Genomic DNA, 21,610 nt, shown 5'->3' on the forward strand with positions numbered 1-21,610 from the left:
GTCAAAGCTCAAGAACTTTACAACATGCTATATCTGGCCGCTAAGGGAATTTAGGGTCTTCAAGCAGCGGCTGCAAGATTCACCGACAGCCCCGGCTTCAAACGGCTGCGCCTTTCAGGGAAGGAGGCGCAGCCGTTCTAATCTTAGCAGGTTGCTGTCACTTCCGTATTTTGGTCTTTGGGAAAAAGCCGGCGGCGAGCAAAATGAGATGCCAGGCAAAAACCACGAGTACGATGTTTTTTAAGCCGGACTGGAGACCCAAAATGCTCCAGGAATAAGAGACCAGGAACAATAAAGTACCGGTTGCTGTAAGCAGAACCACGCGTATTCCGAGCCGGATAAAGGGCTGCTGTGAATGCTTCGTTATGAACACTCTTCTCCGCTTGCGCAAGCGGACGGCAAAGATAACCAGATATAGGCCGAGCGCGGCTGCAAGTCCTTGCGTAATGTATGCATTAGTCTGTCTTCCGGCGGCAAGTGCATCGGCTCCATCGGGTACAGAACCGGTAAGTGACTGGACCCATGCATTATAAATATCCTGACGCAGGTCAATTCCGTTCTCGCTGTTTGTCAGAACTGCAAGTCCGTCGCCGGACTCCGGGACGAACCCGTAAAAGCTGTGGAATCCGCGGTTATCCCCCGGGTGATACAACATCACCTGACCGTCCGGCAGGGTTCTTGTGAAGATTCCTAAACCGCTGTCAGTCAGAACCGGTGTCTGCATCTCCTGAATAAGCGGTTTTGCAGCCACTTGGTTGACCGGCAGCTGTCCATTCCGCCCATTCATGCTGTCTATAATCAATGTCATCAGATCAGCAGAGGTGGTGGAGAGGCCGGCGGCGGCTTTTTCGGTAAATTGATAATCCGGCAGCGCCTGACCGAAATATCCATATCCAGTAGACATGAAGGGACTGCCGGTGGTTGCTGCGAAGGTGCTGTGCTTCATCCCCAAAGGTTTCAGCACCTGCTCGTCCATGTACTGTTCAAACGGCTGGCCGGTCACTTCCTCGATCACCAGCTGCAGCAGTGTATAACCTGCACCTGAATACACTTCCTGAGTGCCGGGAGCTGCGGCCACTCTTACAGGATCGTTGGACCAACCGGCTCCGGATAACGATTCCTCCAGTGCCGGAAGCTTTTTTCCCGGAGCGGTTCCCAGGTAGCCCCGGTGCGCAGGCAAGCCTGCGGTATGGCTAAGCAACCGCCGGATAGTCACCTGGCTCGGATCAAACTTGGAATCCGGAAGCTTCCACCGCGTAAGGTATTTTGCCGCCGGATCATCCAGGGAGAGTCGACCTTGGTCTACAAGATGCAGGATGCCCCATGCGGTCAGGCTTTTGGAGATCGACCCGGCCTGGAATAGTGTATCCTTATCCACAGGCTGGTGACTCTTGGTATCAGCAACCCCATAATTCAGGGTGTAGGCGACTTTTCCGTTATGTATCACACCTACTGCCACACCAGGTACCCCGTAGGTCTCTTGCCACTGGGGGACTTTGCGGTCCAGCAATTGCTTGAATTCCTCTATGCTTCCGGCAGTGGACGGCTGAGCGGACTCAGCATTCATGTGGGGGGTGAAGCCCCATAGAATGGTCAAACTTGTGGCAATCATCATGCTGAGGCCAAGCCCCCGGAAAAATATTGTTTTTTCTTTACGCTTCATGTTTATGAACTCCTTCGGTATTAAGTTAAATGAACACTATATCCAGCATAGTCCACAAGAAGTTCAGCACCCATAGATTTAGCTTACGTCTACCTTTAAAGTTTCTTAAATGAAGCTTACACGGCTGTAAGGTAGTGGACGGTAGACAAGTCTCCGTGGTGAGGGAGGTATTAAGAGAAGGAGCAGAATGCGATTCGACGCACGATAATAAAAATTCTATTGCACGAAGTGCAGTCATGAGGAAAATACACTATGGTATCCAAAATGAAGACTACGGTTTTCAAGTTCAATGGTTATAGGATGAAAGATCCTCGCAGGCATAGCGCCGTAAGTTATCTGCACATCTTGTTCACAAAAGATACAATTTCCTTCTGCAGAAAATAGTCAGCTTCTCTTTCCAAAGCTATAATTATGTCGGTTTATTTGCCATATTTCCTGCCTTTAACTCCGCGAAAGCATAAGAAAAAAACGATTGCAAACGCTTAATGTAATATTTTGGTCACAATTCCTGACATATTCAATGACAATAAGCCTGGGAGTGTGTTTTGCTGTTGAACTATAATTAGAATGAAAGTAATATAAGTAAATAAAATTAGGGCATTGAACAACATTTATAATTATTTATTTAGATATAAATAGTTATAAATGGAATGAAAACCCTATGGCGGAAGGCGCTTTTACAGAGGTATCCTTGCTGCAGTGAGAAGGCAGATCACTATTTTGCCGGAAAGCATTGCTCCGGTGATACCAAGAGCAGACGGTACAGGAATTACTTTCAGCAGGAAGCGGGGAGCTGGATACAAGAATAAGGAGGGGAGTGCAATGCCCAAAGGGGTCCCGAATCTGTTCATTGAGCCGGACTGTGAGCATAACCGTCAGCCTGGCAAAGGCTGTGCAAGACCGAATCCGGGCGAGGTTACGAAGGGCTGTGTATTTCAAGGCTCGCAAGCCGTACTGCTTCCTATCTCTGATGCCGCGCATCTGGTGCATGGAACCTCAGGCTGTCTGCAGAACAGCTGGGGGATGCTGGAGGCCGCAATGCCGGAAGGTCCGCTGCCATACCTCCGCTTTTCTATGGGGCTTACAGAAACGGATATTATTCTTGGCGGCCAGAAAAAACTGCTTGAAGCCATACAGTATATCATTGAGTATTACCACCCCCCCTGCATATTTGTCTATGCCACGTGTATCACCATTCTTACCGCTGAAGATTTGAACGCCGTTTGCAGCAAGGCTGAGAGCTTATGGAAGCTCCCGGTTATTCCACTCCATAATTCAGGGTTTACGGGGAGCGGGAATATGGGCAGCCGGCAGGCCGGCGAAGCGTTATTCGAAAAAGTCATTGGTACATGTGAACCCGACCCCAGAAAGCTTACTCCTTTCGATATTAACCTCATTGGTGATTATCATTTTTCCAAAGCAGGACATGAAATTGAAGCAATGTTATCCAAAATAGGCATACGCGTCATCTCGCGGATTGCCGGTGAATGCACCTTTGACGAACTCTGCTCCGCCCATCAGGCCAAGCTGAATCTGCTGGTATGCAGCCGCTCCATGGTTACTTTGGCCCGGAAGATGCGCGACTCGTTCGGCATTCCCTATTTTGAAGGCTCTTTCTGCGGTTCCCGCGAGATCCGCTTTGCCCTCCGGCAGCTCTCCTTCCATTTCCAGAATGAAGGTCTGGACAAACAGCTGAACCGCTATATGCGCCGGGAAGAGGAACGCCTTCACAAGGATATTCTCCGCCGCTACAAACCGCTCAAAGGCAAAAAAGTTGTACTGTTCACCGATGGGCACGAAAGCTGGATCTATATCTCGCTGCTCTATGAGCTGGGGATCAAAATTGCTGCCATTGGCACGAATCAAAACGCGCAGGAGGATCTGTCGCGGATCAAGGAGCGGATTCATGACGATACCCTGCTGATTATACAAAGCGATGAGACGCGAATTCTTCAGCTGTACCGGGAACGCAAAGGTGATCTGATGATCGTAAGCGGCCGCAATTCGTTTGTTCCTTTGAAGGAGAAAATCCCGTTCATCAACATCGGTGAAGAGCAGCACGGGGGGTATGCCGGTTATGACGGAGTCAGAAGGTTCGCTCAGGATGTAATGGATACTCTTGCGCAGCCTGTCTGGACTATGATCCGCCGGCATTCGCCATGGGAGGTGGACAGCTATGGATAAGGGGGACAGAACAGCAGCCAAGCCGTTGTCGGTCAATCCCTTCCAGACCAGCCAGATCATTGGCGCCGTGCTTGCCCTGCAGGGTATTTATCGGGCGGTTCCGATCCTGCATGGTGCGCAGGGGTGTGCGGAATCGGTAAAAACGGTGTTGTCCCGCCATTTCCGCGAGCCGATTTCCATCCAGAACATTGCTATTCATGAGCAGAATTTGATTTTTGGCGGGGAAAAGGGGATTCGTGACATGATCCGGCTTGTCGTGGAGAAGTACAACCCGGATGTCCTGGCGCTCATCGGAACCTCAATCACAGAGGTGGTGGGCGAGGATCTGCTGGGAACCGCAGAGGGGTATTACCGGCAGCACAAGATGATGTTCAAGGATAAGCTGATGTGCGGGCTGTACCTCCCTGATTATGAGGGGTCCATGGAGTCCGGCTATGCCAAATCCGTGTACGCTGTGATCCAAAAAGTTATTCAGAACAGCGGGCGGATCGTGCGGAAGAAGAAACGGAACCGGATCAATCTGCTGCCGGGAGCCCATTTGACTCCGGGAGATGTTATGGAACTGAAGGAAATGATTGCTTCCTTTGACATTGAGGTGATTGTGCTCCCGGATTTGTCCTCTTCACTCACAGGACATTTAATGACAGGCCACACCCCCCTCTCCAGGGGAGGGGTGCCGCTCGATTATTTGCGGGAAATGCTGACGTCCACCTATACTCTGGCGCTCGGCGGTTCCATGGAGGCGTGTGCGAAGCTGCTTAAGGAGGAGCTGCAGATTCCCTATCAGGTATTTCAAGGCGTTACAGGACTGCGGGAGACCGATGAATTCTTCCTGTTTCTCCGCCAGTTCAGCCAGAGTGACGGGCAGAATAAGTACCGCTGGCAGCGGCAGTTTCTGCTTGATTGCATGCTGGATACCCGTTCGGTCTTCCGGGGGAAGCGGATTATTGCTGCGCTGGAGCCTGATCACCTCATTGCGCTGTACCAGTGTCTCGCAGAGCTGGGGATTAAGTCGGTTGGTTCGGTAATCCCTGCCGGTTCGCCTGCAGTGGCTGCCATGCCTGAAGCCGTGCAAACCGGTGATTTGGAGGATCTGGAACGGATGGCAGCGGGCGGAGCTGACCTGTGGGTGAGTAATGCTTACGGCGAAAGGCATGCGTTGAAAAGCGGTATCCCCTTCCTTCCCTTAGGGTTTCCGGTTTTTAACCGGTTTGGAGCGCCGGCCAATATCTCTGTGGGTTACCGGGGGACGGCCGACCTGTTGAACAATATCGCCAACACTATGAATAGCAAGGGGAGGAACCGCCGATGAAGATTGCCTTTGCGTCCAATGGGGGCAGGACACTGGATTGCCATTTCGGGCAGTGCACAGCATTTGCTATATTTGAGTTTGGGGAAAAGGGGTATCGCCTGCTGGAGACGAGAACTTTGCCTGTTCTGCAGGAAGAAACGGAGGAATGCGATAAATTCCAGCAGAGGGTGGATCAGATCCGGGACTGTACGGTTTTGTTTGTGGTGAAGATCGGCGGCGATGCTGTCAAAAAAGTTCTGGAAGCGGGGATCATTCTCCTTCAGTCTGAGCAGGGGAGCGAGATTGTCCCGCAGCTTGACCAGCTGAGGCTGATGCTGAAGGAACGGCCGCCGCTGTGGCTGGTCAAAGCGTTAAACAAAGGGAAATAAGGAGGTATTGGCACCGCAAAAAAAGGTACCGTCCGCTAACGGAGGGTACCTTTTTTGTGTGGGTGAACGAACAGAAGGCCGCTTCAGGCAAAAGGAACGGCCGCCAGTTGAATGCAATGGGTCGGACAGCTCACAAAGGCTTCCTGCAGCTCTTCCAGTAACTCCGGTTCGATGGCTGTGATGCCCCGGTTCTTGTCTCCTTCATAGATTACACCGGCAATTCCGTTGTAATCCAGATCAAAAATGTCCGGAGCTGCGGAGTTGCAGGCGCCGCATGCAATGCAGGACTCCTGGTTGACGCTGGCAAATGAATTCATGGTTTTCTCTCCTCTCGTGTAGATGACTGCAAAAAACCCCTAATTTCATGTAAGTTTATATGTCTTTGATCAGGCGGAGCGTTTCTTCATGTGTTATTTTACATCCCTGAAACAGCTGATTTCAACGGAAAAACCGCTTATTTAACAGTAGGTTCATTGATTGTGTTAGCTAATACTACATGAGTGTTGCGAAAACGCTATAATGAGCAAAATAAGTGCGCTTTCATAGAGGGGGGCGGTGAATTTGTTCGGTATTTGCCATGAATATGTTATGTAATATCAAAAAATAGCGCTTCCAAATGTGTATTTGCGAATGAAAAATAGGTACACCTGAATGATGGTTCGTCAATGCCGTTGACAGCTTTTTCTAATTTGTTATGATCTAGTCAAATCCAGAGCAACAGATTCAGACCAAATCAAAGGGAGTGTGGAGAAATGACGAGAAAGATTGCAATCTACGGCAAGGGCGGAATCGGGAAGTCTACTACTCAACAGAATACAGCAGCGGCAATGGCCTATTTTCATGACAAGAAGGTGTTTATACACGGCTGCGACCCGAAGGCGGATTCCACACGGATGATTCTTGGCGGGATGAACCAGAAAACGCTGATGGATATGCTCCGCGATGACGGTGCCGAGAATATCACCACTGAAAAGGTTGTGAAGGAAGGGTATCTCGGCATTCAGTGTGTAGAGTCGGGCGGTCCTGAACCGGGTGTCGGCTGTGCGGGCCGCGGTGTCATCACAGCGATTGATCTGATGGAGAGCAATGGTGCTTATACCGATGATTTGGATTTTGTCTTCTTCGATGTATTGGGCGACGTAGTCTGCGGCGGGTTCGCGATGCCAATCCGTGACGGCAAGGCCCAAGAGGTGTACATCGTGGCTTCCGGCGAGATGATGGCCATTTACGCAGCTAACAATATTTGTAAAGGCTTGGTGAAATACGCGAAGCAGAGCGGTGTCCGCCTCGGCGGAATTATCTGCAACAGCCGCAACGTGGATAGAGAAAGAGAATTCCTGGAAGAATTCACAGCCTCCATCGGGACTCAAATGATTCATTTCATGCCCCGTGACAATATCGTCCAGAAAGCGGAGTTCAACAAAAAAACGGTCGTTGAGTTCGATGCGGAGAGCAAGCAGGCGGGTGAATACGGAGAGCTGGGCCGCAAAATTATCGAGAATGAAAACTTTGTGATTCCCAAGCCGCTGAGCATGGACCAGCTGGAAGCGATGGTAGTGAAATACGGGATTGGTGACTAACCAAATGAGGCGTAAGCCCACCAAACTAAGCGTATGCATCCGAAGCAAGGTTTGTACGAAGTTGCTCAACGATGTTATGTTCACCAAACTTTAGGAGGAATGAATCATGCCGCACCATACTTTTAAATGCAGCGCGTGCATCCCTGAACGGACACAGCATGCAGTGATCAAGGGTCCCGGCGAGGACTTGACTTCAGCTCTCCCCGAAGGCTACCTCAACACCATCCCGGGTACGATCTCCGAACGGGGCTGCGCCTATTGCGGAGCCAAGCATGTAATCGGCACGCCGATGAAGGACGTTATCCATCTAAGCCATGGTCCGGTCGGCTGTACGTATGACACCTGGCAGACCAAACGCTACATCAGCGACAATGGCAATTTTCAGCTCAAGAATACTTTTGCCTCAGATGTGAAGGAAAAGCATATTGTCTTCGGAGCTGAAGGACTGCTCAAGAAGAATATCATTGAAGCCTTTACAGCTTTTCCCGAAATCAAACGGATGACGATTTACTCTACCTGTGCAACAGCGCTGATCGGTGACGACATTGGTGCGGTCGCCCAGGAAGTCATGGATGAAATGCCGGATGTGGATATCTTTGTCTGCAATTCACCCGGGTTCGCAGGTCCCAGCCAATCGGGAGGCCATCATAAAATCAATATCGCCTGGATTAATCAAAAGGTGGGGACCGTTGAACCGGAGATTACCAGCGATTATGTCATTAACTACGTCGGCGAATATAACATTCAGGGTGACCAGGAGGTGATGGCCGATTATTTCAAAAGCATGGGGATTCAGGTATTGTCCACCTTTACCGGCAACGGGTCCTATGATGATCTCCGGGCAATGCACCGGGCACATCTGAACGTTCTGGAGTGCGCGCGTTCTGCCGAATACATCTGTAATGAGCTGCGGGTCAAATACGGCATTCCGCGTCTGGATATTGACGGTTTCGGCTTCGAACCGCTGTCGGCGTCCCTCCGCAAGATTGGCTTGTTCTTCGGCATTGAAGACCGTGCGCAGGCGATTATCGATGAGCAGACAGCCAGATGGAAGCCGGAGCTGGACTGGTACAAGGAACGTCTGCAAGGCAAAAGAGTATGTCTCTGGCCGGGCGGCTCCAAGCTCTGGCACTGGGCTAATGTTATCCATGAGGAAATGGGGGTGGAGGTCGTCTCCCTCTATACAAAGTTCGGCCACCAAGGCGATATGGAAAAGGGAATTGCCCGCTGTGAGCAGGGCGCACTGGCCATTGATGATCCGAACGAGCTGGAAGGGCTTGAAGCCATGGAAATGCTGAAGCCGGATATTATTTTTACAGGCAAACGTCCGGGTGAGGTAGCCAAAAAAATCCGGGTGCCTTATCTCAATGCGCATGCCTATCACAATGGTCCTTATAAGGGTTATGAAGGCTGGGTCAGATTTGCCCGTGATATTTATAATGCCGTTTATTCACCGATTCACCAGTTGTCTGCTCTGAATATCAGCAAGGATGAGATTCCGACCGATAAAGGCTTTGCGACCCAGCGGATGGTATCCGATGTGAATCTGAGTGAGGAGGTCAGAAACTCGGCGGTTTTGCGGCAATATACCGGCGGTTACGATTCTGTCTCGAAACTGCGGAACAAAACCTACCCGCATCTGGAAAACCAGCTTGCTGGCGTATAAAAGTGAACAGGGAGGGGCAACCATGGAAAATTTGATGCAAGAGCGGGTTGCACAGCTGGAGAATTATATAATGAAAAAATGCCTGTGGCAGTTTCACTCCCGCAGCTGGGACAGAGAAAAGCAAAACGAGGGTGTGCTGACCAAAACAATGCAGATTCTCTGTGATGAGCCCGTGGACAAATCAACTCCAGCAGACCGGTGTTATTGGGCTGATGCCGTGGTTTTGGCGGAAGAGTACAAAAGCCGATTCGAATGGCTGTCCGAAATGGGCCGCGAGGAGATTAAGCTGCTCATGCAGGCGCTTAAGGACCGGATAGACTATGTAACCATTACCGGTTCTCTTAACAAGGAGCTTACCGTCAAGCAATATTAAATCGCGCACAAGAATATTCGGAGGGAGTAATACTATGACTTGTGAAATCGTTCAAAAGGAACGCGGCGGTGTTATTAATCCGATATTCACCTGCCAGCCTGCAGGTGCGCAGTATGCCAGCATCGGAATCAAGGATTGTATCGGTATTGTCCATGGCGGCCAAGGCTGCGTGATGTTCGTCCGTCTGCTGTTCTCTCAGCATTTCAAGGATAATTTTCTGATCGCCTCTTCATCCGTGCATGAGGATGGCGCCGTGTTCGGCGCGCTGAACCGTGTTGAAGAAGCGGTTGATGTGCTGCTCATGCGCTACCCGGATGTGAAGGTTGTGCCGATCATCACCACCTGTTCGACGGAAGTCATCGGCGATGATGTGGATGGTGTAATTCTGAAGCTGAACAACGGGCTGCTTAAGGAAAAATATGCAGGCCGTGAAGTGCATCTGATTGCGGTGCATACCCCCAGCTTCGTGGGCAGCCAGGTAAGCGGTTATGATGTGGCGGTTGAGGCGTTTGTGAAGCATTTTGCCCGGAAGGGCCAGCCGAACGGCAAGCTGAATTTGATCACCGGCTGGGTTAACCCCGGAGATGTGACGGCGCTCAAGCATCTGCTGGCCGAAATGCAGGTGGATGCTACCGTGCTGTTCGAAATCGAAAGCTTTGATTCCCCCATCCTGCCGGATAAAAGCGGTGAGTCGCACGGCAGCACTACGATTGCGGATATGACCGGAACCGCAAATGCGCTGGCCACCCTCGCGCTCAACAAGTACGAAGGTGCCAAAGCGGCGAAGTATCTGGAGGATGAATTCGGTATTCCCGCCGTCATCGGACCCACGCCGATCGGCATCCGCAACACGGATACCTTTCTGCAGAATGTCAGGAAACTGACCGGCAAGCCGATTCCGGAATCGCTGGTGCGCGAACGGGGAATTGCTATCGATGCGCTGGCGGACCTTGTGCATATGTTCCTTGCCGATAAGAAGGTAGCGATTTATGGACATCCGGATCTGGTGATCGGACTTGCGGAGTTCTGCATTGATCTGGAGATGCAGCCGGTGCTGCTGCTGCTTGGTGACGACAACACCACCTACAAGAGCGATCCGCGGATCCAGGCTCTGCAGCAGAATGTAGAATTCGGGATGGAGATCGTATTGAATGCGGATTTGCTGGAGCTGGAGAACCGGATCAAGAACAAGGGTCTGGAGCTTGATCTGATTCTGGGCCATTCCAAAGGACGTTTTACCGCTATCGACAATAACATACCTATGGTGCGTGTCGGGTTCCCGACCTATGACCGTGCCGGCTTGTACCGCCATCCAACCGTGGGTTATGCCGGTGCTATCCGCCTGGCCGAAGAAATCGCCAACACCTTGTTTACCGATATGGAGTACAAGAAAAACAAGGAATGGATTCTGAGTGTATGGTAGAAGCTGAGGCTTCGGTTGGAAAGAGAATTTCTTTGAATTCGGATAACAAGGGCAGAATTTTACTTATATAAGGGGGTGTACACCGTTATGCCGGCAATGGAAACGGATCTGGAAGCCTTTGAGGAGAATTATCGGGATGCGCTGGCCTATCATCGGAGAGCGGAACAATTTTTGCGTCAGAAGCAGCGGCTCAGCCTGGTGTTCAATGTGGGTTCTGTAGCGCTGGAACGGTACCTTGTCGCCTTATGTCACCTTTATGGGCTTGTGCCCCTGAATCATAATTATATCTGTCTTATGAATGCTGTAGAAACTGCTGTAGAAGTGCCCAAGGAGTTGAATAAGGAAATCCGGTCGCTGGATTTCATCTTTGGCATCTGCTCGCTGGAGGATTACTTTCATGGTACGCCGGAGCCGGAGGATTCGGCCCGCGTGTTGAACATGTGCGGGAAGGTGCGGGAGCTGTTTGATCCGGCCAGGATAGCCTTGGTAAGAGCTGCGGCGGCGGGCTGAGAGGCGCATTCATTAGCTTCAGCATGTTGTGATGGAAGACCCGGTGTGAATCCTAGATTGATCATGCGATTCGACACACAATTAATAAGCATTCTATTGCACGAACTGCAGTCATGCCCAGAATCGACGCATTCACAATGAAGACTACAGATTTCAAATTCAATCTGGAGAGCTTCCGGGAGCCGACAGCTTAAACTGTGTTCAGGTGCGGGCTGATGGGATTAATGAGGGAGAGAGGTTTACGTGGCTGGCGGGGTTCTTGAACCGGCTAAGCGAAGGGGAGGGAAAGACAATGCTGGAGCATGTGAGCTATAAGCTGCGGGAGTGCCAGGATCAGGAGCGAATCGGAGCGTTTCTGTCCGTGTCTAGAACCGGCATTGTAGGGATCGGCGGAGACACTTATCCCTATGCGGTTCCGGTCAACTATGTATGGCATCAAGGCTCTATATATTTCCATGGTATGGGCTCAGGCAAAAAAGTACGCCTGCTTGCGGAGCATCCGGCCGTAAGCTTCACCGTATACCGCGAAGACTGCACAGTGACCGATCCGGTTCCCTGCAAGGCGGATACTGCCTATTTTAGTGTGATGCTGTTCGGTGAAGCCATCAGGGTCACTGATATGGGCGAGGCTGCCGGAGTGCTTCAAAAGATTCTGGATAAGTATACGCCGGGCTTCTACAAGCAGGAATTGTCGGCGCGGATGGTGGAGAAATACCGCTCTTCCATGGATGGGAACGGTGCGGCTGTCTACCGGTTGACTCCGGTTCACCTTACAGCCAAGGAAAATGCGGCTGTCTGAGCAAGCCGGATGGCATGCAGCGTAGAATGGCAAAACAGCCTTCTGATTCGTAGAGGGCTGTTTTCTTTGCCTAATATGTCATGATGCATAACATTAATAAGATATTTTTAGTCGAAAACACAAAATAGAACCTTCTATAATTGATTTTTTTAACGAAAAAAGATTAAAATACACACAATAAGTTATATAATCTAACATATAAATAAATTATCTTTATGAAGTTTAGCGTGAGTGGAGAGGTGAAACGATCATGATAGAGGAAAAGAAGAAACCGGTGCAAGAAATCGAACTTCCCCGTGATTGCACGTTCTCCCCTGAGGACTGGCGGGTACTGGCTGAATACTGGTATCCGGTGGCAATTGCCGACGAAGTACAGGACAAACCGCTGGCGGTGAAGCTGCTGGATATGAAGCTGGTGTGCTACCGCAGTGAAGGCAAGGTGGTGATCGCCCGTGATCTTTGCTTCCACCGGGGAGCGCCGCTGAGCAAAGGCTGGGTGGAGAACGGAGATATTGTCTGTCCGTATCATGGCTTCCGTTACAACTGTGAAGGTAAATGTACCGCTGTACCGGCCCATCCCAGCTCCAAAATCTCACCCAAGCTGAAGCTGATCGTCTATCCGGCGGTGGAGCGCTATGGCCTGATCTGGACCTGTCTGGGTTCTGCGGCGGAGCAGATTCCGGATTTCCCGGGCTGGGAAGACCCGGACTATATCAATATTTTGCCGCCGGGCTTCGATATTGCCGGTTCGTCCGGCCGCCAGATGGAGGGGTTCCTCGACGTCTCCCATTTCGCTTATGTGCATACAGCTACCTTTGGTGACCGGAACAATACAGAGGTTCCACAGTACAAGGTCAGACGCGAGGGCAATGAGCTGGTCGCTGAATACTGGAGTACAGTAAGCAACTATGGAAAAGGCCAAGAGAACCCGGCACCGGAGGGCTTCATGTGGCTGCGTGAATTCCGCGTGTTCCCGCCATTTGCGGCTTCCCTTACCGTGTATTTCCCGGACGAAGGCAGGCTCAACATTCTAAACTGTGCTTCCCCGGTATCCGCACGCTATACGCGGTTGTTCTGTCCGATTACCAGAAACTTCGACAAGAGTGCGCCGGTCGAGGATACGATTAAGTTCAATCTGCAGGTCTTTGCAGAAGACGCGGATATGGTGGAGGCGCAGACGCCGGAGGATCTGCCGCTTGATCTGCAGGCCGAAGCGCATATCCCGGCTGACCGCACATCCATCGCTTACCGCCAGCTGCTGACTGAACTGGGCCTGGGCCGGTCTTATACGTCATAAATAGTGGAGCATTCTATCGCTTGGTATCCACATTCCCTTCCTGTATCTGTTCTCCGGAGCAGCGTGCGGGAAGGGTTTTTGTGTTTTCTACCGTCCACTGGAGAATGTAGGCCCATGTCTGATAAAATAGAAATGTAGATGGTAGAATGAATACACAATGATTCCAGACTGTACCGGCGGCGGCGCAATGCAGGACCGGCATCAACCCAAAGGAGACTTGATTGTGGACGAGAAATTGAAGCAGGCTTATGAAAGGTTGGGGGTTCCTGAAACCGTAACCAGAGAGGAATTGAACAAAAGGTTCGATCTGCTGCTAAGACGGCGGCGCTCCTTAACCACTGAAGCGGAAATTGCCGCCTATGAAGAGGAGTTTCAGGCCATCAAGTTGATTCTCGATGCGAGAGACCAGCAGGAAATTCAAGAGGCTGAAGACCAGCGGCTGGCCAAATACGGCAGTCTTGCGGGCGGAGCACGTAAATGGGAACGCTTTATGCGGCTCTATAAGACCCATGTCATCATTTCCATTATCGCGGTAATCGTGCTTATCTTTGCCGGAAACGCGCTATATAACAACTGGCAGCATAAAAAGTATCTGGCCACCCTGCCGCCGGTTGATGCGAAGATTATGTTCATAGGCAATTTCGGCGTGAAGGACGAAGACGGCAAAATGGATGCGCTGAACCAGGCGATTATCGAGCAGTACCCGGAATGGAAGCGGGTGGACAGCAGCATGGTCTATCTTCCCAAGACAGGCGAGGGCCCGGATACCCTGGATATGAATTATTTGCAAAAAGCCGTAGTCGAGCTGGCAGCAAACACGCCGGATATTCTGATCCTTGATGAAGCTACGCTTGAATGGATCGGCAAGCAGGATGGGTTTCAGAATCTGGAGCCCATTCTGGCGGATGGCAAGATTTCCAAAGACGATCCCCGCCTGAAGTGGGGAAAGGTGGGAGAGAGCACTGAGGAACAGCTGTACGCTGTTGACATCACGGACTCGAAGTTTGTGTCCTCCCTGCCGATCAACCATAACACCAAGTCTATTGAAATTGGAGTGCTGGGCGGAGATGAACCGAAGGAGAAAATCATTCAATTTGTGAAGCATATCGCCGAGGAGGGCGCAGCCCAGTAGAGATTTGTTTCAGGAGGCTTCCTGCATCCCGTTTTTGCAGCCTCAATAGATGGATAACAAGAATGGCGGAACAGAAGGGCACAATGCCTTTCAAGTTCCGCCATTATTTGTGTTCAAGCATCTGCCGCTGTACGCTGAAGGATCAACTGCAGCAGGTGTACACCTTGCTATGTCTTGTCCCGGTATTAACGCTCCAGCCGGTAGCCGCCGTGGAAGACAGGGCCGACATATTGGTTAAACGCGTAGCCGCTGCGGATGGCAGCGGAGACGAAGTCCTTGGCTTTTACCACTGCATCATGGACAGACAAGCCGTTGGCCAGACCGCCTGTGATGGCAGCGGCAAAGGTGCAGCCTGCTCCGTGGTTGTAGGCCGGTTCAATTTTGGCTGTTTCCAGCACGGTATATTCAGAGCCGTCAAAGAACACATCTATGGCCAGATCGCCGCCCAGCGCTTTGCCGCCTTTGACGACCACATTTTGGGTGCCGAGAGCATGGATCAGGCGTGCAGCTTCTTTCATTTCGTCAATGGATGTCAGCTTGCCCAGCCCGGACAACACGCCGGCTTCGAACAGATTGGGTGTAGCCACTGTGGCGAGAGGCAGCAGCAGATCACGGATCGCATTTGCGCTCTCCGGATTCAGGACTTCATCTTCCCCTTTGCAGACCATAACCGGATCAATGACTACGTTGGTCTGCAGATTTTCCTTGATCGCTTTTTCTGCCACCTTAACGATATCCACACTGCCCAGCATGCCGGTCTTCATGGCATCGACAGGACCCCCTGCGAACACGGTTTTCAGCTGCTCTGCAACGATGGCCGCATCAATCGGATAGACATTGTGATGCCAGCCGTTATCCGGGTCCATCGTAACAATAGTGGTCAAAGCGCTGAAGCCGTAGGTGCCATACTCCTCAAAGGTTTTGAGGTCGGCCTGGATGCCGGCGCCTCCGCTGGAGTCACTTCCGGCAATGGTTAGAGCTTTAATAATTTTTGACAAAGCGAACGTCCCCTTCTGGTATATGAATAGATAAAGCTTGATTCAGGTGGAATCTTTTAAACTCTACGATATTATAACAAAAAACATTCCCGGTGTCCGCACTCCGGCAGGAGGTTGTACGGGTAAGGTATGTCTATTTGCTGTCCAGGCTGCTTAACGCAAGCTTGATGGCCTTGTCATAACGGTAAGGCTCCGCACTGTCGCCGCCCATCCAATACACTGCAAGAAACTTGCCGCCCCGGAAAATATGGGGATAAATCCGGACACCCCCATCGTTGGTTGTACGGTTAATCGCAAGCTTCAGCGCTTCCAGGCCAGCGGCGCATTGCTCTGCATTGTCGTAAGTATAGACAGACAGCCGGTCCGGACGCGCGGGGGTATCGGTTTTGTCGATCAGCAGCTCATCCGGCCACTTGCCTGCCAGCTCTTTTTTGAATAAATGCTCTTCGTTGTCAGGGACACGGCTCAATTTCATTCCCCGCTGCTCCAGAGCGAGGTAAAGGGATTCTGCTGTATAATCCTTATAGTCTGCGGCAGTGTCCGAATTCTGGACAGCAGGGAGTAGAAGCGGACCGTGATAGGTTGTAAAAAAGCGAAGGATGGTGTCGGTTACGTCCTGCGCCGCAGCACCGGGAGAGGCGGTCAGCTCCAGCTTACGGAAAAGATAACCCCATTCCCCTTCCTCATAATAGGCCGCTCCATCCGTTTGATAACCTTGGGTTTCCGCTGCTAGCGCATACCGCACGGTCCGGGCGTCTGCGCCTGAGGTACCTGCTGTTTCCTGCCGGAGGAATGCCGGTGGATCGGCAGTGAACCCCTTCTCATTAGCCCAGCCCGCCTTCCCGGGGAAATAAGTTCCGATACTGCCGACTGCGCAGCCTGTGCACCCCCAGGCATTATCGGAGTACTCCATAGTCTGCTCCGGGTTCTCCGGGTCTGCAAACGTCACCCCATAGGAGCCGTTGGCTCCGGTTACCGCCGAAGCCTTCCAGCCTGCCGGAGCCAGCAGAACATAAGCACTGCCCGTGTCGGCCTGAAAGACTAGTGCCGCCTGGAGTTTGCCTTCCATCGCTGAAGGCAGTCTGAAAGTCATGCCGGGCAACGCGGGAGGAGTGTAGGACGCCGGACTGTTCCCGTCATCCAGAGCAGGAACCGAAATCATGGCTGTCAGCGGGAGCGATATTTCTACGCCTTCAGCATCTGAAGAAGGGAAGGAGACGGCGGCAGCATAATTGCTGGCGATCCCGACTACATGGTCATTGCGGGCGCCGCTTTGACCGTTGCCGGACGGAATGACGTCGATATTCCCGCTTTCTTGCGGAGTAACAGCCGGCATGACTGCGGCAGCAGGTGATCCGGCGGGAGGGCCGGGCTTCAGGCTGTTGAAACCGAACCACAGAATCATTGCCGCAAGCGGCAGCAGCACAGCGGCGTAGCGCCAGCCCTTGAACGGCTTTGGCCCTGGATCCCCTAGACGACTCTCAACATTCTCCCGCATTTGGGCAGTGAAATGTGTGTTGTCGAAAGGCTTCTGCTTCAGTTGTTTTTCCCATTCCTCAGGTATTTTGCTCATGATTTTCCCAGCTCCTTTTCCCAACCTTCTTTTGCTTTCTGTCTCGCGCGGTGAAGTCTCGATTTGGCCGCAGGCAGTGAAATGTCCAGAAGCCCGGCCAGTTCCTCCATACTGAGGCCATAGTGGGCATACAGCATCAGCACTTCTCTATGCTTGCGGGGCAACTGCAGGACGATTTTCCATACCTCGCTGCTCAGGGATTGCTGCATGTACACCTCTTCCGCCGAAGGGCTGAATGACTTCCCGCCAGCACTTTCCTGAAGGGTTACCCGCCGTATAAAGCTGCTGCTTCTGTAGGAGAGCCAGCGGTTACGGGTGATCTGCAGCAGCCAGGTCCGGACCGCAGCTTCACCGCGAAAGGTATTCATATATTTGTAGGCCCGGATGAAGGTCTCCTGGGCGATGTCATCGGCAGCGCTTCGGCTGCGGGTCAGATAGTAGGCATAGTTCCACACATCATCGCCATAGTTCTCCATAAGGGTCTGTAATGCCCCGGCGGTCATGGTGGCTGCTTCGTTCGTTACGATAGACATGCGGTCCCCCCCCCCCCTCGTTCAAATACTCGTCTACTGTATTGACCTCTGCATTCCTGGAAAGGTTTCTTTTTTTGTGTGAAAAAATAGAAGGGAAATGGGAACAGGCGGAAAGGGCGGTGGGTAGGAGGCGGGTTCTCACCGGAGCAAACTGCATATCCATATAGAAGCACAATGTTTAGGAGGCTGCCATGATCGAAATCAGTTTATGCATGATCGTCCGCAACGAAGAGAACAGTCTGCCCCGCTGCCTGTCTTCCGCAGTATCCATTGCAGATGAGATCGTTGTCGTAGATACGGGGTCGACAGACCGGACCAAAGAAATTGCCGCGTCTTTTGGGGCGGTGATTTATGATTTTACGTGGATCGAGGATTTCTCGGCGGCCCGGAACTTTGCCTTCAGCAAGGCGACCAAGGACTATATCCTGTGGCTGGATGCCGATGATTACCTGAAGGATAAGGATCAGGAGCTTTTCAGAGGACTCAAAACCAGTCTTCCGGGACATGTGGACAGCGTGAATATGCCATATAATCTTGCTTTTGACGCTGCTGGCAATGTGGTGACCTCACTTCGCCGCAACCGGCTGGTCCGCCGCAGCTGCAATTTCAAATGGATAGGACCGGTGCACGAATATCTGGAGGTGTACGGCCCATCCTACAGCAGTGATGTCTGCATTACACATGAAAAAGACAAGGCCTACACGGACCGCAATCTGCGGATTTACCAGAAACGGGCCGCAGCCGGTGAAGCCTTCTCCCCCCGGGACCAATACTATTACGCGAATGAGTTGCGGGACCACGGGATGCATGAGGAGGCGTGCCGGTACTATACCCTTTTTCTGGAAGGGGGGCAGGGCTGGATCGAGGATAATTACCAGGCCTGCCTGCGGCTTGCCGAATGCCAGGAACGGTTGGGGAACAGGGAGGAAGCTTTTCAGGCACTCTGCCGGACACTGAAGATCGATAAGCCGCGGGCGGAATTCTGCTGCAGACTGGGTGCCTGGCACTTGGAGAAGAATCAGCTGCATCAGGCCGTCTACTGGTATGAGCTCGCTGTGATGCTGCCCCGGCAGAATGACTCCATGGGCATACGCAATGAAAGCTACAGCACCTGGCTGCCTAATCTGCAGCTGGCATTATGCTATGACCGTCTTGGACAGCACGAGAAGGCTAACCTGTTCAATGAAACGGCATTGCGTTATCATCCGGCCCATCCCAGCATGCTGTATAACCGGAATTATTTCAAAACCCTGCTCGGTGATAAATATGTCGCGCTGCAGCCCATAGCAGAGCAGGCAGAGTAAGTGAGGAAAGTGAGATGTCTTTGGACTGAAACGTCTGCGGATAGCTCGCGAAGGAATAGGGTGATCCTTCTTCAGCATGCCCCCGTTGATTTTGGAGCGGTGGGGGATTCCTGCGGCCGTAAGCCGAAGGCCAGCTTGCCCGGAAACAAAGGCGGAAATACCGTTGTTGGAGTGAAGAAGGCCGAGTTTTGAGGGGGGAGCCAGTCTAAAATTCCTAATTCCAACTAGCAATTACTTACCGGTTTCTTCGCAGGTGCTAGTTGGAAAAAGGGAACTTATTTTTCCGGAAATAAAGAAATCCTGAGATTGAAGTGGAAAAAGTAAACTTAATTGGGCCACATTTCTGGTCCAATGGCGAAATGGGCTGAATTAGTGTCCCTTTTTCCACTTCATCTGCCCGAGGATAGGGTACTCCGGCAAATTAGTTAACCTTATTCCACTTAAAGAGTTGCCGTAGGATTCATGGGGAATCGTTCTCCAGGTAACGCTAGAATAAAGACGGCTGCGCTGTCCCGTAGAGGAGAGTATGTCCGTTTTTGTTCCAAAAAAGGAATATATTTCTGTCGCTCGCGGACACAGAAGCCCTTATATTGTTCATTTGAGTCCAAAATGATGGGTAAGGAGAGGTTTAGCGGATTCTCAGTCCGGATAATCTGCAGAACCCGCTGATCCGCCTCAATAACGGATCTCCTGTCCTCAATAGAAAGCAATCGACTGGATTAAAAGAACCCGCTGCACGTCCGGATGTGCAGCGGGTTCTGCCTGTTCCATTAAATTCTGTTCCATTAAATAAGGGAACAGGGCCGGCGGCAATGGATCAGCGGCCGTGCAGAGCCTGTCCCTTGCCGTCAAGCAGCAAATGGGGTTCGCTGCTGGAGAGGAACTCCAGCACCTTGTCATAGATAATGCGGTGCCCTGCCCGGTTGGGGTGAATCCCGTCACGGCAGATGAACTTTGTATAATCCGGCTGCTGAAGAAAAGCGCTCCGGACATCAATAATCTTTGTCTTGGTGCTCTCGGCGACCCTGATAATGGTGGAATTGTACCGTTCCTGCCACCAGTAGATTTTGGTGACACTGCCGAGGAATTTCATAATGTTCGCTTCCGAAGCCGGATTGTTTCCGCTCACCCATTTAAAGTAGTTGTCCGCATTCAGCGGCGGCAGACTCATCAGAATCGGCATGATCCCTTGGGTGCTCAGAAAGTCGATCATATCCCGGAGCATGCTTTCGAATGCCGGGAAATCGGTTTTGGGATTATGCTCTGCTTCAGGGTTATTCACAATCTCTTCCCAGTGGAAATCGCAGTCATTCCCCCCGTATTCAATCAGCACCATATCCGGCTTCTCCTTCAGCACATCCCGTTTGAGATTGCCGAAGCCCTTGAGCAGCGTATTGCCGAATCTGGCGGTGTTGCGCAGCGCCCCCTTCAGCTTGCCTTGCAGCAGGGAGACGTAATTGTCCTCCAGAATTACATATTTGCTTCTGGCCTCGTCATAGACGACACCCTTCGAAATGGAGTCTCCGCTCACCATATACTTATATTCAAGCTCTGCAGCCGCCGAATGATTTTCGATCTGATGCATGGCCACACCTCCGGAACTATATTGTACTTAATCTTAGTGTAAACCATTCATAAAGGCATTGCCTATGTATAAACGTCATTGGTTATGCAAACAAGCAGCTGCGAAATCCGCGATTCGGGCAGCAGCTGCTTCATTTTAGCTTCAGGTTAATGGCCTTTGCTTATTCTATATCCGGCTATCCGGCGCAATAAGGGGGTCCGGGCTGGTTCATTATGGGGGATATTCTGCATGAACCGCACGACAGCCTGCTCCATACTGTTAACACTATTATCCCAGGTCCAGGCCAAAGAATCGGCTTCACCTTGTTCAGCGAGCCGGGCTCTGAGTGCAGGATCAGCAATCAGGCGCAGCACATCATGGGCCAGCCGGTTCTCATAACGGTAGGAGAGCAGGCAATTCTCCTCGTGGCGGGCATACTGGAGATTTCCTCCGGAGTATACAGACACTAGCGCTGCCCCGCAGCGCATGGCTTCCAGTCCCGGCAGGGAACCGGCATCGAAGGCACTGGCGCTGACAAAGATATCCGCCCCGTTATAGTGATAACAGAGCTCTTCATCATTTTTCGGAGTGAAAAACCGGTATTTGCCTTCGGCCTTCATCCTCTGCAGGGATTCCGAGGAATAGAACTCATCCGGCGGGCAGATGAAGTTGATGTTCACCTGCGGCGCGTTATGCCTGACGATATCGAGCTGTTTCACCAAATAGCCCTGTTCACGGTGCGAGGCAAAGCCGTTCTCCTCCTTGCGCAGAATCGCCGTGATATTCAGCGGCTCCTGCAGCATGTGGCGGATATGCTGGTTCCGAAACCCTGTACTGATGCCGACCGGCACAATGCTCCCGGTAATTCCATGGCTCAAAGCAATTAATTCCTGCTGCCATTGTGACAAAACAAGCAGCTTGTCAGTGATATGATAGGAAGGAAAGGATACTTCATTCTCCGGCAGGAAGAGCGGCTCATAGCATAGTGACAGGCGGATATGCATACCTTTTCCCTGTTGGCTTGCCGCCTCGGACACGGGAACCGTCGTATAGAAATTGGACACAATAATATCACTGACAGGGAAATCAGATTCTCTCAGCACAGTTTGGTCTGTAGTTAGTATGCTAGAATGGACCTCATAGGAAATGTCGCCCCCTAATGGCATGAGGATCACAACATCATGACCCCGGGCGGCAAGCCCGTTGGTGAGTTCTACCAGCATACGCTGCGCCCCGCCATGGCATAAAGTGAGAATGGGAAATGTAAACCTCATGAATGACCTCTTCCCTTCTACAATATAGCTGAAAATAGCAAACACTGGTTATGTATA

General features: G+C 51.6%; 19 protein-coding genes. 12 read left to right on the top strand and 7 right to left on the bottom strand.

The features are described from left to right. Positions 1-157: 157 nt before the first annotated feature. A complete protein-coding gene (locus PRIO_RS13305) occupies positions 158-1,663 on the bottom strand; it encodes a serine hydrolase domain-containing protein (protein ID WP_020434009.1) in 1,506 nt (501 codons plus the stop codon). 822 nt (positions 1,664-2,485) lie between these two features. On the opposite strand from PRIO_RS13305, the gene PRIO_RS13310 reads away from it, so the two are divergent. Genes PRIO_RS13310 through PRIO_RS13320 form a run of 3 tightly spaced genes read left to right on the top strand, consistent with a single transcriptional unit; the run spans position 2,486 to position 5,527 of the window. Then, complete coding sequence (locus tag PRIO_RS13310) at positions 2,486-3,847, top strand: nitrogenase component 1 (RefSeq protein WP_020434010.1); 1,362 nt, start codon at positions 2,486-2,488, stop codon at positions 3,845-3,847. Further along, positions 3,840-5,159, top strand: coding sequence for a nitrogenase iron-molybdenum cofactor biosynthesis protein NifN (nifN, locus tag PRIO_RS13315; RefSeq protein ID WP_020434011.1), 1,320 nt, complete (start codon positions 3,840-3,842; stop codon positions 5,157-5,159). Before PRIO_RS13310 ends, nifN begins: the two co-directional genes overlap by 8 nt. Beyond that, complete coding sequence (locus PRIO_RS13320; protein WP_020434012.1) at positions 5,156-5,527, top strand: NifB/NifX family molybdenum-iron cluster-binding protein; 372 nt, start codon at positions 5,156-5,158, stop codon at positions 5,525-5,527. The genes nifN and PRIO_RS13320 overlap by 4 nt, the downstream gene beginning before the upstream one ends. 83 nt (positions 5,528-5,610) lie before the next feature. Here PRIO_RS13320 and PRIO_RS13325 read toward each other — a convergent pair whose 3' ends face one another. After that, positions 5,611-5,844, bottom strand: coding sequence for a ferredoxin (locus tag PRIO_RS13325; RefSeq protein WP_020434013.1), 234 nt, complete (start codon positions 5,842-5,844; stop codon positions 5,611-5,613). A gap of 435 nt (positions 5,845-6,279) precedes the next feature. Here PRIO_RS13325 and nifH point away from each other — a divergent pair, with 435 nt between their 5' ends. From nifH to PRIO_RS13365, 8 genes are all read left to right on the top strand, one after another. After that, on the top strand, positions 6,280-7,107 hold the full coding sequence (gene nifH / locus PRIO_RS13330; protein ID WP_020434014.1) for a nitrogenase iron protein: 828 nt from the start codon (positions 6,280-6,282) through the stop codon (positions 7,105-7,107). A gap of 106 nt (positions 7,108-7,213) precedes the next feature. Next, positions 7,214-8,773, top strand: a complete 1,560-nt coding sequence (anfD, locus tag PRIO_RS13335) for a nitrogenase iron-iron protein, alpha chain (protein WP_046502885.1) — start codon at positions 7,214-7,216, stop codon at positions 8,771-8,773. A 22-nt stretch (positions 8,774-8,795) separates the two neighbouring features. Then, a complete protein-coding gene (gene anfG, locus PRIO_RS13340; protein ID WP_020434016.1) occupies positions 8,796-9,146 on the top strand; it encodes a Fe-only nitrogenase subunit delta in 351 nt (116 codons plus the stop codon). 34 nt (positions 9,147-9,180) lie between these two features. Further along, positions 9,181-10,569 carry a Fe-only nitrogenase subunit beta gene (anfK, locus tag PRIO_RS13345; protein WP_020434017.1) on the top strand — a complete coding sequence of 463 codons (1,389 nt, stop codon included), beginning with the start codon at positions 9,181-9,183 and terminating at the stop codon, positions 10,567-10,569. 87 nt (positions 10,570-10,656) lie between these two features. Next, positions 10,657-11,079, top strand: a complete 423-nt coding sequence (locus PRIO_RS13350; protein WP_020434018.1) for a hypothetical protein — start codon at positions 10,657-10,659, stop codon at positions 11,077-11,079. A 292-nt stretch (positions 11,080-11,371) separates the two neighbouring features. Then, the gene (locus PRIO_RS13355; RefSeq protein WP_020434019.1) at positions 11,372-11,878 is read left to right on the top strand and encodes a pyridoxamine 5'-phosphate oxidase family protein; all 507 of its coding nucleotides are present in this window, start codon (positions 11,372-11,374) and stop codon (positions 11,876-11,878) included. 250 nt (positions 11,879-12,128) lie between these two features. Next, positions 12,129-13,175 (top strand): aromatic ring-hydroxylating oxygenase subunit alpha, encoded by a 1,047-nt coding sequence (locus PRIO_RS13360; RefSeq protein ID WP_046502890.1) that lies wholly within the window; start codon positions 12,129-12,131, stop codon positions 13,173-13,175. 157 nt (positions 13,176-13,332) lie between these two features. Further along, positions 13,333-14,307 carry a hypothetical protein gene (locus PRIO_RS13365; RefSeq protein ID WP_020434021.1) on the top strand — a complete coding sequence of 325 codons (975 nt, stop codon included), beginning with the start codon at positions 13,333-13,335 and terminating at the stop codon, positions 14,305-14,307. Positions 14,308-14,492: 185 nt separating this feature from the next. Here the strand turns inward: PRIO_RS13365 and thiD are convergent, their stop codons facing one another. From thiD to PRIO_RS13380, 3 genes are all read right to left on the bottom strand, one after another. Then, positions 14,493-15,305 carry a bifunctional hydroxymethylpyrimidine kinase/phosphomethylpyrimidine kinase gene (gene thiD, locus PRIO_RS13370; protein ID WP_020434022.1) on the bottom strand — a complete coding sequence of 271 codons (813 nt, stop codon included), beginning with the start codon at positions 15,303-15,305 and terminating at the stop codon, positions 14,493-14,495. Between the two features lie 133 nt (positions 15,306-15,438). Beyond that, the gene (locus PRIO_RS13375) at positions 15,439-16,878 is read right to left on the bottom strand and encodes a DUF4850 domain-containing protein (RefSeq protein WP_020434023.1); all 1,440 of its coding nucleotides are present in this window, start codon (positions 16,876-16,878) and stop codon (positions 15,439-15,441) included. Next, complete coding sequence (locus PRIO_RS13380) at positions 16,875-17,411, bottom strand: RNA polymerase sigma factor (RefSeq protein ID WP_020434024.1); 537 nt, start codon at positions 17,409-17,411, stop codon at positions 16,875-16,877. Before PRIO_RS13380 ends, PRIO_RS13375 begins: the two co-directional genes overlap by 4 nt. 191 nt (positions 17,412-17,602) lie before the next feature. Between PRIO_RS13380 and PRIO_RS13385 the strand changes: the two genes are divergently transcribed. Beyond that, positions 17,603-18,715 carry a glycosyltransferase gene (locus PRIO_RS13385; RefSeq protein ID WP_020434025.1) on the top strand — a complete coding sequence of 371 codons (1,113 nt, stop codon included), beginning with the start codon at positions 17,603-17,605 and terminating at the stop codon, positions 18,713-18,715. An 817-nt stretch (positions 18,716-19,532) separates the two neighbouring features. On the opposite strand, the gene PRIO_RS13390 is transcribed toward PRIO_RS13385, so the two are convergent. Beyond that, positions 19,533-20,300, bottom strand: a complete 768-nt coding sequence (locus PRIO_RS13390) for an SGNH/GDSL hydrolase family protein (RefSeq protein ID WP_020434026.1) — start codon at positions 20,298-20,300, stop codon at positions 19,533-19,535. A gap of 146 nt (positions 20,301-20,446) precedes the next feature. Further along, a complete protein-coding gene (locus tag PRIO_RS13395; RefSeq protein ID WP_063850476.1) occupies positions 20,447-21,553 on the bottom strand; it encodes a glycosyltransferase family 4 protein in 1,107 nt (368 codons plus the stop codon). Between the last annotated feature and the right edge of the window lie 57 nt (positions 21,554-21,610).

It is taken from the genome of Paenibacillus riograndensis SBR5, from assembly GCF_000981585.1.
Classification (GTDB): domain Bacteria; phylum Bacillota; class Bacilli; order Paenibacillales; family Paenibacillaceae; genus Paenibacillus_AQ; species Paenibacillus_AQ riograndensis.